The sequence below is a fragment of the Mesorhizobium sp. M2A.F.Ca.ET.046.03.2.1 genome, from assembly GCF_003952425.1.
Classification (GTDB): Bacteria; Pseudomonadota; Alphaproteobacteria; order Rhizobiales; family Rhizobiaceae; genus Mesorhizobium.
Genome location: NZ_CP034449.1, coordinates 3,689,642 through 3,705,498 on the forward strand (window position 1 = coordinate 3,689,642; position 15,857 = coordinate 3,705,498).

General features: G+C 58.9%; 8 protein-coding genes and 3 pseudogenes. 2 read left to right on the plus strand and 9 right to left on the minus strand.

Features of this window, described 5'->3' with window-relative positions:
- Nucleotides 1-627 precede the first annotated feature (627 nt).
- From EJ072_RS17615 to EJ072_RS17645, 7 genes and pseudogenes are all read right to left on the minus strand, one after another.
- On the minus strand, nt 628-2,103 hold the full coding sequence (locus EJ072_RS17615) for an NAD-dependent succinate-semialdehyde dehydrogenase (protein WP_095486045.1): 1,476 nt from the start codon (nt 2,101-2,103) through the stop codon (nt 628-630).
- A gap of 412 nt (nt 2,104-2,515) precedes the next feature.
- Entirely contained in the window at nt 2,516-3,781 is a 1,266-nt protein-coding gene (locus EJ072_RS17620) for a pitrilysin family protein (RefSeq protein ID WP_236383468.1), read from the minus strand.
- A 9-nt stretch (nt 3,782-3,790) separates the two neighbouring features.
- A pseudogene (locus tag EJ072_RS17625) lies at nt 3,791-5,095 on the minus strand (pitrilysin family protein); the annotation flags it as partial.
- A gap of 1,933 nt (nt 5,096-7,028) precedes the next feature.
- Entirely contained in the window at nt 7,029-8,357 is a 1,329-nt protein-coding gene (locus EJ072_RS17630; RefSeq protein ID WP_126063917.1) for a HAMP domain-containing sensor histidine kinase, read from the minus strand.
- Complete coding sequence (locus EJ072_RS17635) at nt 8,354-9,013, minus strand: response regulator transcription factor (protein WP_024505389.1); 660 nt, start codon at nt 9,011-9,013, stop codon at nt 8,354-8,356. The genes EJ072_RS17630 and EJ072_RS17635 overlap by 4 nt, the downstream gene beginning before the upstream one ends.
- A gap of 619 nt (nt 9,014-9,632) precedes the next feature.
- Nucleotides 9,633-10,065 (minus strand): annotated as a pseudogene (locus tag EJ072_RS17640) (helix-turn-helix domain-containing protein); the annotation flags it as partial.
- 244 nt (nt 10,066-10,309) lie between these two features.
- A complete protein-coding gene (locus EJ072_RS17645; protein ID WP_224570033.1) occupies nt 10,310-10,768 on the minus strand; it encodes a response regulator transcription factor in 459 nt (152 codons plus the stop codon).
- A gap of 754 nt (nt 10,769-11,522) precedes the next feature.
- Between EJ072_RS17645 and EJ072_RS17650 the strand changes: the two genes are divergently transcribed.
- Nucleotides 11,523-12,644, plus strand: a complete 1,122-nt coding sequence (locus EJ072_RS17650; RefSeq protein ID WP_024505387.1) for a DUF418 domain-containing protein — start codon at nt 11,523-11,525, stop codon at nt 12,642-12,644.
- Nucleotides 12,645-13,438: 794 nt separating this feature from the next.
- Here the strand turns inward: EJ072_RS17650 and EJ072_RS36890 are convergent.
- Nucleotides 13,439-13,655 (minus strand): annotated as a pseudogene (locus tag EJ072_RS36890) (transposase); the annotation flags it as partial.
- A gap of 524 nt (nt 13,656-14,179) precedes the next feature.
- On the opposite strand from EJ072_RS36890, the gene EJ072_RS17655 reads away from it, so the two are divergent.
- Nucleotides 14,180-14,392, plus strand: coding sequence for a cold-shock protein (locus tag EJ072_RS17655; protein WP_008874821.1), 213 nt, complete (start codon nt 14,180-14,182; stop codon nt 14,390-14,392).
- 228 nt (nt 14,393-14,620) lie between these two features.
- On the opposite strand, the gene EJ072_RS17660 is transcribed toward EJ072_RS17655, so the two are convergent.
- Nucleotides 14,621-15,091 (minus strand): MucR family transcriptional regulator, encoded by a 471-nt coding sequence (locus EJ072_RS17660; protein ID WP_024505385.1) that lies wholly within the window; start codon nt 15,089-15,091, stop codon nt 14,621-14,623.
- Nucleotides 15,092-15,857: the final 766 nt, after the last annotated feature.

The following is a 15,857-nucleotide window of genomic DNA, read 5'->3' on the forward strand; positions in this document are numbered from 1 at the left end:
GGTGGTTCATTAGGGCCGGCCTCGACCTGGACGCACATCATTGGTCGGAAAGCGGCGTGCACCGCAATGTCGCCATAGCAGCCAAGATCCTTTGAGTCCGGACCTGCAGTCCTGTTGGACCGGCGGGTGCAACAATATGGAGGGATTTGAGGCCTCACACCGTTCCCTGGTCGACAGCTCGGTCAGACATAGCACCCACCGCTTGATTATGGAAATGGTGTGCCTGGAGTGCAGCGAGTAGCGGCTTGCTGCGCACTGTCCTAAGAATAGCAGTCATGACCCGTCTGGGGTTCTGCAACACGACGATTCAACCGCTTGGGCATTGTCGCATATCCCACAATGTAGAATGCGCAACAGGGCAAAAGCTGATCCATCGGCGGTTTATCAATGCTTTTTGGCTTGGCACGGCACATGCAACGCAATCGGCAAAAGGCGCACGAACTGAGTGGCCCATCGGCCCTAGGAGCGCTGATTTATGCCCTCCCAAGGCATGTCCGGCCCGGCAGCGAGCTCAGTCTCCTGCCGGGCATCCGTGTTTCAGGTCAACGGCGTTTGGAACTTCCAATTAGGTGGCGGCATTGACCGCAGGCCGCCCCCCGGTGGGGCGGAGAGACAGTGCAGCAGGTTTCAAATCCCGCCCATGCAAAGATATTTCATTTCCAGATAGTCCTCGAGGCCATGACGGGAACCCTCCCGCCCGATGCCGGATTGTTTGATCCCGCCAAACGGTGCCGCCTCCGAGGACATGCGTCCCGTGTTGATGCCAACCATGCCATATTCCAGAGCCTCTGCCACACGCCAGACCCGCTTCAGGTTTGAGGCATAGAAGTATGCGGCGAGGCCGTAGATCGTGTCATTGGCCTCGCGCACGACCTGATCCGCATCGTTGAAGCGAATGATCGGCGCGAGCGGCCCGAATGTCTCCTCTTGCGCGACTGCCATGACGCTGGAAATCTCGGTGAGGACCGTGGGTTCGAAAAACGTGCCATTCTTGCCGATACGCTGGCCCCCGCATCGTATTGTGCCGCCTTTCGCAATGGCATCTGCGATGTGAGACTCGATCTTGGCCAGAGCATGCTTGTCGATGAGCGGTCCGATGTCCACTCCGGCATCGAATCCGTCGCCAACCGACAAGTGCCGGATTCTTTCCACGAATTTCTTGACGAACTCATCGTGAACGCTCGATTGGACGTAAATGCGGTTCGCGGAAACGCAGGTCTGGCCGGCATTGCGGAACTTCGCCTGGACCGCACCGTCAACAGCACCGTCAATGTCGGCATCATCGAAGATGATGAAAGGTGCATTGCCGCCGAGTTCAAGGCTGACCTTCTTGATCTGGTCAGAGCACTGACGCATCAGCAGCCGTCCGACCTCCGTCGAACCGGTGAAGCTGATCTTTCGAATCTTGGAATTGGTGCAGAGTTCACGGCCCACGCGATCACCTTCGGACGCATAGATCAGGTTGACCACGCCATCGGGAAAGCCGGCCTGATGGGCGAGGGCGAACATTGCGCCAGCCACAAGCGGCGTCTGTTCAGCGGGCTTGAGCACGATTGTGCAGCCCGCAGCCAAGGCCGGCGAGATTTTGCGCGCCACCATGGAGGCCGGGAAATTCCATGGCGTGATCGTGCCAACAACGCCGATGGGCTGCTTGATCACTAGCATTCGGCGGTCTGTCGAGGGTGCCGAGATCGTCTCCCCATAGACGCGATTGGCCTCTTCGGCATACCATTGCAGATACGCCGCCGCATGCGATACCTCTGAAATGGCTTCGGCAAGCGGCTTGCCCATTTCCGCAGTCAGAATCGCGGCGAGATCGCCTGCATGGTCGATGATCAGCTGATGCCATCGCCAAAGAACGTCGCTACGTTCTCGGGCCGTCAACGCGGCCCATCCCGACTGCGCAACATAGGCCTTGTCTACCGCAGCACGTGTCTCCTCCACGCCCATATCGGGAAGCTCTGCCAAAACTTCGCCGGTCGACGGATTGACGACCTCGAACGTCTTATTGCCAACTGGTCTGCCGAGTGCCGGCAGGCGGTCGATGGCTCCAAACAGGTGCGGGGATTTCAGGCGACGGATCATCGGCAGGCACAGGGGCAATACCGGATTCCTCCTCAACGCAGCGAACATCCAGGTCGACGGGCCGTCAGTGTGTATTCTGCACCAGTGGGTTCGTCGTAGGGCCTCGGCAAAGCAGCTGGTAGACCACGCTAGCCCGATGAAAAGACAGCAGTTTCGTTAGTTTGAGTGCCCGCGGTTCATCAATTGATGGATTAAGCAGTCGGATGTTTGCTTCATCCACCATGCCTGCTGGTGGCGTGCGACTGAATTCTGCAAAAAGGCGGCATACATGCTGAGGAGCGCCATTTCGGCGAGAGGCCGCCGGACCGCCAATGCCGCGCAAGGTCGGCGAAAACGACTCCGCGCGTCTGCATGATCTGCTTGGCCCACGGGCCTCCAACGCTCTTCCCACGAGAAGCCCCGATGAAGAAGGAAGGTGTGATGAGTTTCTTTACTCATCCTTGCCGCCCAGCGGCGGGCCGACCACCAAAATGGCGGGCTCGGCCGAAAGCAGCTTTTTGGCCGCCGCCTTGACCTGTTTGAGCGTCACCCGACCGATGCTGCGGGCGCGACGCTGGTTGTAGTCGACGTCGGCCTTGTGAATCTGCAAATCCAGGAGCCGGTCTGCAATCGAGCGGGTCGAGCCCAGTTGGTCGATGGCATAGGCGCCGATCAGGTGCTTCTTCGCCGCCTTGAGCTCGGCCCCGGTCGGTCCTTGCTGCGCCATCTGCTTTACCACATCTCGCACGATGCTCAGTGTTTGGGCAGCGCAGTCCGAGCGTGTCTCTGTCGTAACCAGAAGCGAGTCAAGGGTTAGTTCAGAGCTGACGTGATAGGCAAGGCCGCGTTTTTGACGTACCTCCTCGTAAAGGCGGGAAGTCAAGTATGAGCCGCCAAGGATGTCGTTCAGCAGCACGGCCGCGTAGAAATCCGGCGCGCTAGGCTTCACGCCAGGCCAGGCCAACGTCAGCGAAGTCTGCGGCAGGTCGTAGTTCTCCTCCACCAGTTGACCGAGTTTCGGCGCGACATCGTAGACGGGGACGAGGGTTTGTTGCTCAGGCAAATCACCAAACAGCTGGTCAAGCCTTTCCCTCAACGTGTTCGCGTCAATGTCACCCACCACGGCAATATGGAGCCCGTCGCGAGCGAAAATGGCCTGGTGGAAGGCGCGGAGGTCGGACGGCGTGATGCCGGGGAGGCTCTCTTTTGTGCCTTCTCCCGGCCTTGAACAAGGATGCGCGCCATAGATCGCGCGCAGCCATTTGCGCTGAGCGATGGCGTTAGGGTCTCGCTCGCTGCCGACGATGCGGGAGACAATCTCGGCGCGGACGCGATCGATCGGCCCCTGCTCGAAGCGCGGCGCGTTCAGCGCGAGCCGAAGCAGGCCGAACGCCGCGTCCTGCTTTTTGGAAAGCATGCACATCGATCCGTAGATGTCGTCGCTTTGCGCGTCCAAACTCATTTCGGCGCCGGCATGGTCGAGCTTCACCTGGAAGGCACCGCTGTCGTAATGGCCAGCGCCTTCGATGAACAGGCCGGCCATCAGTTTGGCCATCCCCTCCTTCCCGACCGGGTCCTGCTTGGTGCCGCCCTTGAAGGCAAAGCCGATGTTGACGATTTCCACTGTGTGGTCCTCCACCAGCCAGGCGATGATGCCCTTTTCGGACTTCACCTCCTGGATGTTCATCGCAGCATGGGGCCGAGCGCCGAGCGTCATCTCTTGATTCTCCGTCTTGGGCAAGAGATAGCCCGTGGTCGAACGGTCGAACGCGAGATAGCGGGCGGCAACTGCTTTGATTTGCTCGGGGGTAACCTTGCGGATGCGATTCGGCCGTTCCTCGACATCCTTCACGGTACCGCCGGTGGCCAGCGTCGAGCCGTAGATGCTGGCGAGCCAGTCCAGGTTGTCTTCCGCAAAGATCATATTGAGCAAATAGTGGTCCTTGGCCTTGCCTAGTTCCTCGTTGCTGACACCATCCTCGGCAATGCGGGCAACTTCGGCAGCGGCCGCCGCTTCGAGATCAGCCAGCTTGGCATCGCCGCGCGGTGCGCCATAGATGGCGAACTTGGTGTCGTCGAGCACAGTGCCCTGGAAATAGACGCGGGCGCTGGAAGCGATACCTTGCTGGACAGCGAGCGCCTGGTAGAGCCGGCCGCGGTTACCGCCGCCGAGAATTTCGGCCAGCAGGTCGAGCGCTTCGGCCTCGCCCGGCTTGGCGGTGTGGTAGGACGGCACCACCCACTGCGTCGAAAAACTGGGCACGCTGACGCGGGCGTCTGAGAGCGTGACGGTGCGCCTGGTGTTCTGCTCGGGCTCAACCGGCCGGATGCGCGGCGGCAGGTCAGGTCCGCGCGCCACCTTGCCATAGGTCTTTTCGGCCAGCGCCCGCACCGTGTCCGGTTCGACATCGCCGGCCACGATCAGCACGGAGTTGTTGGGCCAGTAGTACTTTTCATAGAAGACGGTGGCGTCGACGCGGTTCAGCTGCTCGATCTCCTGCATCCAGCCGATGATCGGGATGCGATAGGGGTGGTTCTGCCACAGCGTCGCGTCGATCTCCTCATGGAGAACGTCCTGCGGGTTGGTGTCGGTGCTTGAGCGGCGCTCCTCGATGACCACATCGCGCTCGGTCTTGACGACATCGTCGGTCAGGATGAGGTTTCGCATTCGGTCGGCCTCGAAGCTCATCATCAGCTCGAGCGCCGACGGCGCCACTGTCTGATAGAAGGCGGTGTAGTCGGAGGAGGTGAAGGCGTTGTTGGAGCCGCCGATCTCGAACACTGCGCGGTCGAATTCGCCGCCCGCATGGTTGGTCGTCGCCTTGAACATCAGATGCTCGAAGAAATGGGCGATGCCGGATTTGCCCGGCGGCTCGTCGGCGCTGCCGATCTTGTACCACACCATGTGGGTGACGATCGGCGCCCGGTGGTTGGGAATGACGACCACCTCCATGCCGTTGTCGAGCACGAAATCCCTCGCCTTGCCGTCCTCCCATGCGACGGGGATCGGAGCCGGCCCCGCGCCGACCAACTCGGACGCAACGGACGTCCTGCGAAGCCCATGAGTGCGGGGCTTGCTTGGTAGTTCTGGTAGGGAGAGTGGGGTTATGGGCTGCGTTCCTGGCAAAGTGATCTGTTCCTCATTTTGAAGGATCTATGTCTCCCGAACGCCTATTGGGAGAAAGTGGATCGGCACGCGACGCCGAGCCACATGAGCCGTCAGCGTGTTGCTGGGCCTGACGCGAGCCTCATCTTTGGATGCGTCCGGGAAACTTTCGGCATGGTGAGGCCATGGGAAGTCTGCTCGTTATCCATTGGGTGTTTGCGGATACCTGAGCATGCCCCGTGCCAAGTAAGAAAGCCCCGATTCGCAAGGTTTGATCCAACCTTGATACTTGCGATATCCGACATTGTCGGGCATCCGACAGAAAGCGCCTTTCGCCGGCGCGCCGGCTATGACGCTCGCCTCCTCCGGCGTGACGACGATCCTTTGGCGGGCGCCGCGCACACCGATCTGCCCGCCTATCAGCACCGCGACATCGAAGGACAGCGCGATCGTGACTGGATGGGTCTTACGCAAACATGCAGCAGTGCCACCGCGATCAGGACTTCATCCGCCCCACAAAGACCCGAGCGCGAGGGACGACGTGTAAGGCTAATGATGCCGCGCATAAAGAGGTAAGGTCCCTCGTCGTACCGGCGAGCCCCTTCGCTGGGTCTCGCGAGGGTCTGGTTTGCGAACGTCGACCGACAGCATCACGGCATGGGCGGCCCCATCGGTAGGCAAGCATTGACCGTGCCATCAGCGTTGAGGCAGCGCAGAGCCCAATTTCCCGGTGCCAGCCGGTACGTTGGAGCTTCAACTGTGGCCAGCCAAGCGGGCCGAGGCCGTGAAACTCCTGATACCCTGGACCGTCCGGATTGCAACGCACGACGCCTTGGTCTCGCGCCAACGTCCATTGACGCTCAGCGAAGCATCATGCGGACGAGCTGGGAAAGCTTGGCCGGGCCGGCGCCTTCCCAGGCGCATGGGACGCGCGACGACCCATGTGGACCTTGGATTTCACTACGCACTTACGCTGCTTTGGCCTTGTCAGCAGCCTGAGCATAAAGCGTGCTCAGCTTTCAGGGCGAGCCTCTTTCATGTTGATAGCATCTGTCGTCATTCAGGATCGCCCCATTTTCGCATGCCGCTTGCAGCTTTCAGACTGTTGTCAGCCAGGGCCGCCATAAAGGGTCTCGTTTAACGCATTCGGGAGGCTTCATCACTCGACCACATTAATTTCGGGCGGTTCGCCGGCGCTCCGAATGGCACTTAACACCAGATCCTCTCCAAACCCGTGATGATCCAAGAGGAAAACGAAAAATCCCTAAATCATAAAAAAGCACCGATACGGTCGGCTCCAGGCTGATGAAATTGCGGTCTCACTGGCCACGCACGATACTTGCGATGGCGATGGCCATTGCAAAGGCCGGTCAAGCACCCAAGACGCTGACAAGCACGCCTCCGACCAAAGCTCGATCGTTGGCAGCCTTTCTAGCCGTATACTTGGGGCATTTTGGGACGGCGATCCGGACGCCGATTAAAACCTGCCGGTCGTCTAAATGGAATGGTTGGTCCGGGTCCTTACTGGACCCCGCCAACCCGATCGGGCCGGCGCACAGGGGCACCCAGACAATTGGACACGTCGCCTTTGCGCGGCGGCTTGCACTTTCTCGGATGGCCTTTTTTCTCCCCGGGCGAAATCGAGCGAGCGGTGAGGCGGAGCCTTCGATTTTGCCGATCATGTCGTGTCGCTTCGATCGAACTGCTCAGACGATGATAGCGGCATTGATTGCCGCGGCCGAAATGCGTTGTGTGAAGTACGATTTCTACGCCGTATACATACTGCCGTACAGTTCGCCCTGTCAGCAGCCTTGCCAGCAATCCGCCCTGTGTCCAACTGTCGTCGAATTCACCGGTGTCATTGAGGAATTCGTATGATCGCCTCGAAACCATCATTGCGACCGCGGGCGGGCGACGCAAGCTCTAGACTGCCACCGATCCGCTGGATAACCATGTTAGCGATATGTAGACCAAGGCCTGAGCCCGCAGCAGGAGTAGCACCACGACTAAATCGCTTTGTAAGCCCTTCGAGGTCGGGGAGGGGCACCACCGGTCCGGCGTTTGCAATAGCGATGGTTCCATCAGTTTGGACGGAAACTGTTGTCGGAACAGTGGGCAGTCCATGTATCAGCGCATTCTCGATCAGGTTACGAAGGAGGATCCCAAACGCATCGACATCCACTTTGCGCATCAAAGTGGTGCAGCCGTCGACGTTAAGATGCAGGCGTCCGGCATATTGCGGCTTTTTCCTCAGGTCGTCGATTTCCAGCCGAACCGATCGGACAAGATCGATCGCGTGATCCGCCATGCCAACCCCCGATTCGGCTTGAGCGAGCTGAAGCACTTTTTCGACAAGGCGGCCAAGGCTCGACAGCGCTTGCTCGATGCCGCGCGCACGCATTTTGGCCGACCCATTGGGAAGCTCGGCCACTAATCTCTGCATCTGAGCGATTGAACCTGCGATCGGCGTGCGCAGTTCATGCGCACTGTTTGCGGCGAACTCGCGTTCGGCCTCGAGAGCCGCCCGCAGACGATCGAGAAGCCGATTGACGGATGCCGCGATTGGAGCCAACTCTGCCGGGAAATCGCCCAAGTCCATTGGTGACAGATTGCCGCCGTCGCGCGATCCGATCTGCTGTCGCAGTACCTCGATTGGCCGCAGCGAGCGCCGGATCACGATCCACCAAACAGCTAAGCTAAAGGGCAGGAGCACGAGTGTCGGAAGGAAGACAAAAAGTGCGCCCTTCGCGATTGTGGTACGGCGGCCATCAAGCGGTTCGGCCAACTGATGATACACGCCGTCTTGGATCTCCTCTGTGTAGACGCGGTAATCAGCGTTTCCCCAAAAGCCGTTACTCAGGGGAGCATCAGGGAAGGGCTGCTGACCCTCTTCCGGTTCGGAAATAAGCACTACCCCGTACTTATTAATAACCTGCTCACGATAGGTCCAGTACTTTTTATAAGTTGGCAAGTGGTTATTGTATTGATCAACGTGTTTTCCATTCAAGACCTTGATCAGCTCTGGTTCTCTGTACTCTGCGCTCGCCTGGAGCAAGTCATCCGAACTTTCGTTTACATTATTGCAAAAAATGAACGCAGCAATGGTTGGGGCGGCGATCCAAACCAGGAGCGTTGCCCCGCCTAACCACGATATCAGCTTTCTCGTCATGCTGTTCGAGTTCGTCATGTGACCACGAGCCTGTATCCGGAGCCACGCACGGTTGCTATTCTATCCCCGCCGATCTTCTTGCGGAGCCGGCTGACATAAACCTCCACTGTGTTGCTCTCGAACTCCGAATTGAATGAATAAAGCGCGTGCTCGATCCTCCCCTTTGAAACGACCGAACCGGGCCGGCGTAGAAGGCAGTCGAGCACCGCCCATTCGCGTCCAGACAGGTGGACCTCCTGCCCGTCGCGGAAGAGGCGTCGCTCGGCTGCCTGTATGGAAAGCGTCCCAACCGAAAATTGCGGCTCCGGAAAATGCCCTTGGCGACGTGCCACTGCACGGATGCGTGCCGAGAGTTCCCCCAGATCGAACGGCTTGACCAAATAGTCGTCGGCGCCAGCGTTGAGCCCCTCGATGCGGTGCGAAATCCGATCGCGGGCTGTCAGAATGATGACCGGCGTTGTATCAAGCCCCTTGATCAGCTCCCGCAGATAGTCGATGCCATTGCCGTCCGGCAGGTGAACGTCGAGCAAAATAACGTCGTAGCCGGCCACAGCTGCATGACCGCGCGCTCCGGACAGGCCCTCGGCCCAGTCGACCGCGTGGCCACCAGCCACCAAATGATCGTGCACAGCACTTCTAAGGTCGTCGTCGTCTTCAATGAGCAGTATTCGCATCAGGCTGCCGAGCTCCGGTATGAGGGCAAGGCTCCTGCCTTATTGATCGAAGCTGACAGTAGGCTGAACCGGCGCCAGCGAATATCTGGGGGCTTTCAGGCTGCTGTCAGCTACAATTGCAAGAAAGGGGTCGTTAACAAAGCCAAACGAAGAGGCCTTATGAAACCCCTCCTGATCTCGGCACTTTTGCTCAATGTGACCACCGGCGGCTGTACACTGGTTGGCGGGCAATTCGACGTGGCGGTCAACGAATGGCAGCCGCGCCACGCGTCAATGTCCAGGCTTGAAACTGACAGGTGTCTTAAATACGAGGGCACCGTAGCGGGTGCCTCCAGTTATCGAACAGTGCCTAGCAGGTCAGAAGTGCACTTTGACCATAGGGGTCGTCCGTATTTTCGGCGCTCGCGAACAGAGTCGACGGTCAATCGATGCGCCACTGCCAGAGTCTGGAACGGTCAAGTGTTTGTTATCCCCCGTCCGGGCCATATTCTCTGCCGAGGACCAAGAAGGCCCTATTTTCGGTGCCCACGAACAGAGCCAACGGTCAATCGATGCGCCACTGCCAGGGTCTGGAACGGTCAAGTGTTTGTGATCCCCTGTCCCGGCCGTGTTCTCTGCCGAACTCGCCCTTGTAGTCGGCACACCAAAGATCGTTAGGGCGACAGCCGTTTGAAAGTGGTGTCCCCGTCGCCCTGTTGCGCCTGCGCTTGCGGCGCTCGACCATGCCGGCGGTCGAGCACGGCATGCACGGTCGAGATCGCGGGCCGGTGCACATCCGGATACAGCCGGGCCAGCCGCTCGCGTATCTTCGGCGCACCCCATGTCGGCTTGTCTTGCTTGAGGCGCACAATCAGCTTCTCGATTTGAAACGGAAGCTGATTGGCGTGGCGATAGGGCCGCCGCGATCGGTCCGTCAGCCCCTCCAGGCCGCTGTCGTTGTAGCGCGTGAGGATCTTGTAGCCGGTCTTGCGCGAGATATCGAACTCCCGGCAAAGCACCGCCATCTTCTCGCCGTCCAGCAGCCGGGCGACGAACTTCAGCCGCTCTTCCATGACGTTACACTCCTTCCAAGGCACCTTGCTCTCCTTGCAAAGGGCCGAAAGTGTAACCCATCTATCCGGAATGAACTGTCACCCATCTTTCGGGAAGGGCAGTCATGGCCAAGGCAACTGGAAGCCGAATTTTCTTTTAGAGTATGAATCAGCGCCGTCTGCCGAAAAGCGCGTCCACGATCTTCCCTTTTGAAACGACCGTGCAGGGCTGGGGCAGACGGTAGTCGAGCACCGCCCATCCGCGTCAAGTCAGGTAGACCTCCTGCCCGTCGCGGAAGAGGCGTCGCTCGGCTGCCTGTATGGAAAGCGTCCCAACCGAAAATTGCGGCTCCGGAAAATGCCCATGGCGACGTGCCACTGCATGGATACGCGCTGAGAGTTCCCCCAGATCGAACGGCTTGACCAAATAGTCGTCGGCTCCAGCGTTGAAGCCCTCGATGCGATGCGAAATCCGATCGCAGGCTGTCAGAATGATGACCGGTGCCGATTCAAGTTCCTTGATCAGCTCCCGCAGATAGTCGATCCCATTGCCGTCCGGCAGGTGAACGTCGAGCAAAATAAGGTCGTAGCCGACCACAGCTGCATAATCGCGCGCTTCGGACAGGTTCTTGGCCCAGTCGACCGCGTGGCCACCAGCCACCAAATGATCGTGCATAGCACTTCCAAGGTCCTTATCGTCTTCAGTGAGCAGTATTCGCATCATGCTGCCGAGCTCCGGTATGAGGGCAAGGCTCCCATCTTATTGGTCGAAGCTGACAATAGGCTGAACCGGCGGCAGCGAATTATTTGGGGAGCTTTCAGGCTGCTGTCAGCTACAACTTGCAAGAAAGGGGTCGTTAACAAAGCCAAACGAAGAGCCCCTATGAAACCCGTCCTGACCTCGGCACTTTTGCTCAATGTGACCCCCGGCGGCTGCATCAGCAAATTGATTTGGGAAACAGGCGCGCCGGTTCTAATGACCGACGCAGGCCGAGGTCTGGAACAGCTGGACCAGCGAACGGCGTCTTCGGTTTTTCAGGCAACAGCCACATGGAAGAATATGATTGGCTCGACCATGCGCCGAGCTTTGTCGAACGGATTGGTCGCGGGCGCACTACCACAGATTATGGCAGGTTTACGCCCTGGCCTTGACACCCGGGGTGATCGTCACCGGCGGAGCCGCGGCGTACTGATCGGATATCTAACGTCGCTGAGTCTCTCGTCGGTGCAGTGGATCTCTCGGCTTAGCCATCATGCAAAAAACGACGGTTCCGCGACACCACTTTTCAGGTCCGTGACACAGGCTTTGTGAGCCGATCTGTTGTTCTTACCCCAGGCTAATGGCTGAACAGCTCTGTCGCCGGCTCGATGCGCCAGATGGCGCGATGTTTTGAACCCTTTCACGAGGCGACGGCAGCAGCCGACCGGCTCTCCTATCGCGGCTCCCGCGATCCACACACCCAGCAAGGGAATCTACCATGGTAATGAAGGCACCGGTTGCCGACGCTAGGAATGGGTCGGTAGTAGATCGGCTGGTCGGCATCGACCTCGCTCGGGGCCTGGCTGTCTTCGGGATGTATGCCGCCCATCTCGGTCCCGACCCCGGCGAAGGAGGACTAGTCGGGTTTCTGATGGAACTAACCCATGGGCGGCCGTCGGCCCTGTTTGCCGTATTGGCCGGTTTTTCAATCCTCCTGATTACAGGTCGCAAGGCGCCGAAGTCGGGGATAGCCGGTAGACAGGCCATCGCCAGAGTCGCAATTCGTGCCCTTGTTTTGCTCGCGCTTGGCTCAATCCTGGGCTGCCTCGGTACCCAGGTCGAAGTCATCCTAGAATACTACGGAATTTGCTTCTTGTTGGTATTGCCGCTCCATCGGCTCAGCGCATATCAGCTGGGCTTGATCGCTGCCGCTACGGCATTAGTTCTCCCGCAAGTCCGTTCCTCCCTTCTGTCGGTTGCCCCCAACCTCCTCGACCCGGTCTTCAACCTCATGGTCAACGGCTACTATCCCGCGGTGACCTGGGTTCCTTTCCTCATCGCTGGCATGGCCATCGCGCGCCTTAATCTTAATACGCTAGCAGCGCATTGGCGCCTTGGTCTGGCGGGGGTCGCGCTGGCCGTGTTGGGCCATGGGGGATCCTTGCTCGCGCTGAGTTCCCGCGCTTTGACTGAAACCTCCTTGTGGTGGTCTGACGTTGACGGCGCTTTTGAGCCTTCCAAGTCGTCATTTATAGTCAAGTCGTCATGGATAGCCGCACCTCATAGCGAAACGACGCTTTCGATCGTGGGCAGCACCGGTTGCGCAATGATCATCTTGGCGGCTTGCATGCTCGCTGTGGATGCGCTCCCGCGTCTGCGAAAGCTGGTCTGGCCAATAATCGCAGTCGGCTCGATGTCTTTGACGGCCTATGTGCTGCACATTGCGGGAATAGCCTATCTTATGAAGATAAACATTTTCAAAGACGAGAGCCTGTCCACGCTCTTTGGCTTCGTTGTGGTTATCAGCACTTTTGCGGTGCTTTGGCTGCGCGTCTTCCAGCGAGGACCGATGGAAGTGCTGATGGGTAGGGTCGCAGATCTCGCGCGTCACATCCGCTGAGCACCGCCGCGCCCCGGCCTCCCGATCACATTACGGACAAGGTGGGGCTTTGTCCAAAGCTTGTTCGCGGCAGGGGAGGGTACTTCCTCCCACCCTGCCGCCTTGTTGATGGAAGCTAAAACGGTCGCGCAGGCGCTAGAGTTGCATCGGCATAATCAGCTTAAACTCGCGAAGTTAAACCCGCGGTTGGTCTATCTCGGCCCGCCTCACCTGAAAGGCTAAGGTATCCGTTTCGGTCAAGGGTTTTAGGGGCCATTTTCGCTGCGCCTTGAGGAGAGCGTTTGCTAGGATGAGGAGCTTTCGCAACAAGATGATGACCTTTGCGGGTTTGCCTGCCGCCTTTAGCGCCTGGTATTTTGCCTTGAGGTCGGGGTTGAAGCGCAGGGCGAAGGGCCGGGCATGTAGAGGGCCTGGCGAACATTGGCCCGGCCGCCCAGGCGCGGCCGCTCCATTTTGCCGAGGCCGGCGAGGCTTGCGGCCTTTGGTTCCGAGTTCCGGCATGTCGATGGTGAGTGTGCAGGCGGTGGCATCCGATGCGCCATATGCTGGTCAGGATTTCGCGGCGCTGGACAGCGTCGGGATCGGCTTTCATGAGGGTAAGCATCGTCTGATCGATATCGCTGAGTTCACGTGGATCTGCTTCCAGCCACTCGTTGTTGTGGCGCCTGAGCAAGGCAAGCGGTCAAGGTCTGGCTCTGGTGCTGGCTGCGGTGCGATCCCCGCACGGGCCAGGTGCCGATCGTGTCGACGATCCACCTCGCCGCGACCAGAGAGCTGCTACTCTCTTCCGCTGTTCATTCTGGCCTCTTCGCAATGAATGTCATAAAATCACCTGTCGCAATTAATGGTTTTTGATTTGGCTCCAGCAGCTGGCAGATATCGCCGAGAGTTCCGCAGAGAGCGTCGAAAGTTTTGGCCGCCTTCTTCCGCAGCCGCGCCTTGAGTTTTGAGCAGACCTGTCTTGATCGGGTTGAGATCGGGCGAGCATGGCGGCAGGATCAGGAGCCAGTGCCCTTTGGCCAACCAGTGGGCGGCGCGTACCTTGCCGACAATCTGGGGTTCCGAACCCGACAGTTGGTTTTCAACCCGACAGTGGCCCGCCTCAGAGCAGGCTACCGCCCTTCGGAGCAGGCAGAAGCTAATCGAGGTTCGCGGGTTCCGGTTTGAATGTGCAGGTCGCTGCGCGCCTGATCTTTCGGTCTGGCGGCACATGACAAAAACCCTCATTTTGGCCGACGATACCCGGTCAGGAGCGGGTATCGCAGTCGAGAAGCGACCCGAGCACGTCCACAAGATGTGCCGAGTTTGCAAGGTGTGTCATTGTTTCTGTCAACGTTCGAGCGACAGCGCACGACGAAACGTCTGGCATACGCCTCGTCTGGCACGCGCCTCGCATATGTTGCAGTTGCTGCTGGAGATCAGGCGATCGAGTGGGCCTTGCAATTTTCCGATTTTGATGCGCCTAAAGTCTCGTGTACAAATCAGGCTGGCGTGAATGGCCTGCCTAAGTTGCGACTTATTACAAAGGAATGGATATGGCGACTGGAACGGTGAAGTGGTTCAACAGCACGAAGGGTTTTGGTTTTATTCAGCCTGACAACGGCGGTCAGGATGTCTTTGTCCACATTTCCGCTGTTGAACGAGCGGGCCTGTCGACCCTTAATGAGGGCCAGAAGATCAACTACGAGGTGGAACAGGATCGCCGCACGGGAAAGTCCTCTGCAGGCAGCCTCAGCAAGGCTGGCTAACGGTCCGGGAAAGCCTTGGCAAGGTTCGTCATCGCCGGAACGCATTGACGGCTCGAAACCCGGGCCGGAGCATGCAAGTTAATGCCGCGGCAGGGATTGCTGGAGCCATCATGAATTACTCTGGAAATGAGGCTCTTGGACGGGAAAGGCGGGGCTCATCCCCGCCCTTTGATTCCGCGCAGATTGGGCCAACGGCTGCTGCGCGTCCGAACGACTGTTGATACGGATTTAGGCTGCGACCTTCTTGCGGGTCCGTTTCGCCGGCGCCGTGGCTGGGGCTTCCGGCTCTTTCGGTTTGCGGCCGAGTCCCATGGTCTTGGCCAAGGCGGAGCGCGCAGCGGCGTAATTCGGCGCCACCATGGGATAATCCGACGGCAGACCCCATTTGGCGCGATATTCGTCTGGGGTCAGACCATAGTGCGTCGCCAGATGGCGCTTTAGCGATTTGAATTTCTTGCCGTCTTCAAGGCTAATGATGTAGTCCGGTTCGATCGACTTTTTGATCGGGACAGCAGGTTTTTTTACAGGCACAGGCTCTTCTGCCGGTATGAGTCCAGCCGTGCCGTTTAGAGCCCCGTGCACTTGGGCGATCAGGGCAGGAAGCTCCCCCGCCGGGACGGGGTTGTTGGAGACGTAGGCTGATACAACATCGGCAGTGAGCTCGATGAGGATGTCGGTCTTGTGGGGTTCTTCTGTCATAAACTTCTCCGGGCAGCTTGAAACACAGTTGGGCGAAGTGTCGCTTCATAGTGGCGGTTGCCGCTGAAAGCAAATGGATCGACGGGTGCGCTGCTCCTCCACCATTGAAGTCTCGGCGACGCATCCCGTCATCGTCCATCGCTAAAGGCAGCGTATTGAATTATGGGAGCGGTCGCGCCCGCCCCACCATAGCGATACAGCAAGACAATCAAAAAAGCCGGTCTTTGCTTGGCCCCAAATCTTTTCTCCTTTCGTGAACGCTGAGCTGCCAAGCTGCTACAGTTCACCTCGCGGGGCAACCGTGCACAACACAGGAGTCGCCCGAGCGATACATTCTTCACTTGCCGCTTATCAGCGCTGGTGATTGCACTTTGCAGCCTGCCTCCGGACCCGCAGCGCTCACGCTGTTGGTTTTGCGCCTGCAGGCGTCGGAAGTCGGATCGCCGCAGCTAATTTCCTCAGGCGGACGAATTCAACAAATCGATTGTTTGGATCGAAGGCATCCACACCATCGATGCCTCTAGAATAGGATCCAGCTACAATCACCGTGCTGTAATGGCAGGGACGGCCAGCACAAGCGCGACACGATCCGGCGGGTCCATCGCTGCGTTACGTATTCATGGCTACTGCATCGGGCGCTCGGTCGACCGCCTTAAGCCAGGTCGCCGCATTGCGAGACGGTGACCGGCGAGGGAGAGGGCGCTCTGGCAACGAAGCGAGGCGGGTGGCCTTGCGGGTGGCCGCGTGATGTCATCCGGCTCTCCTG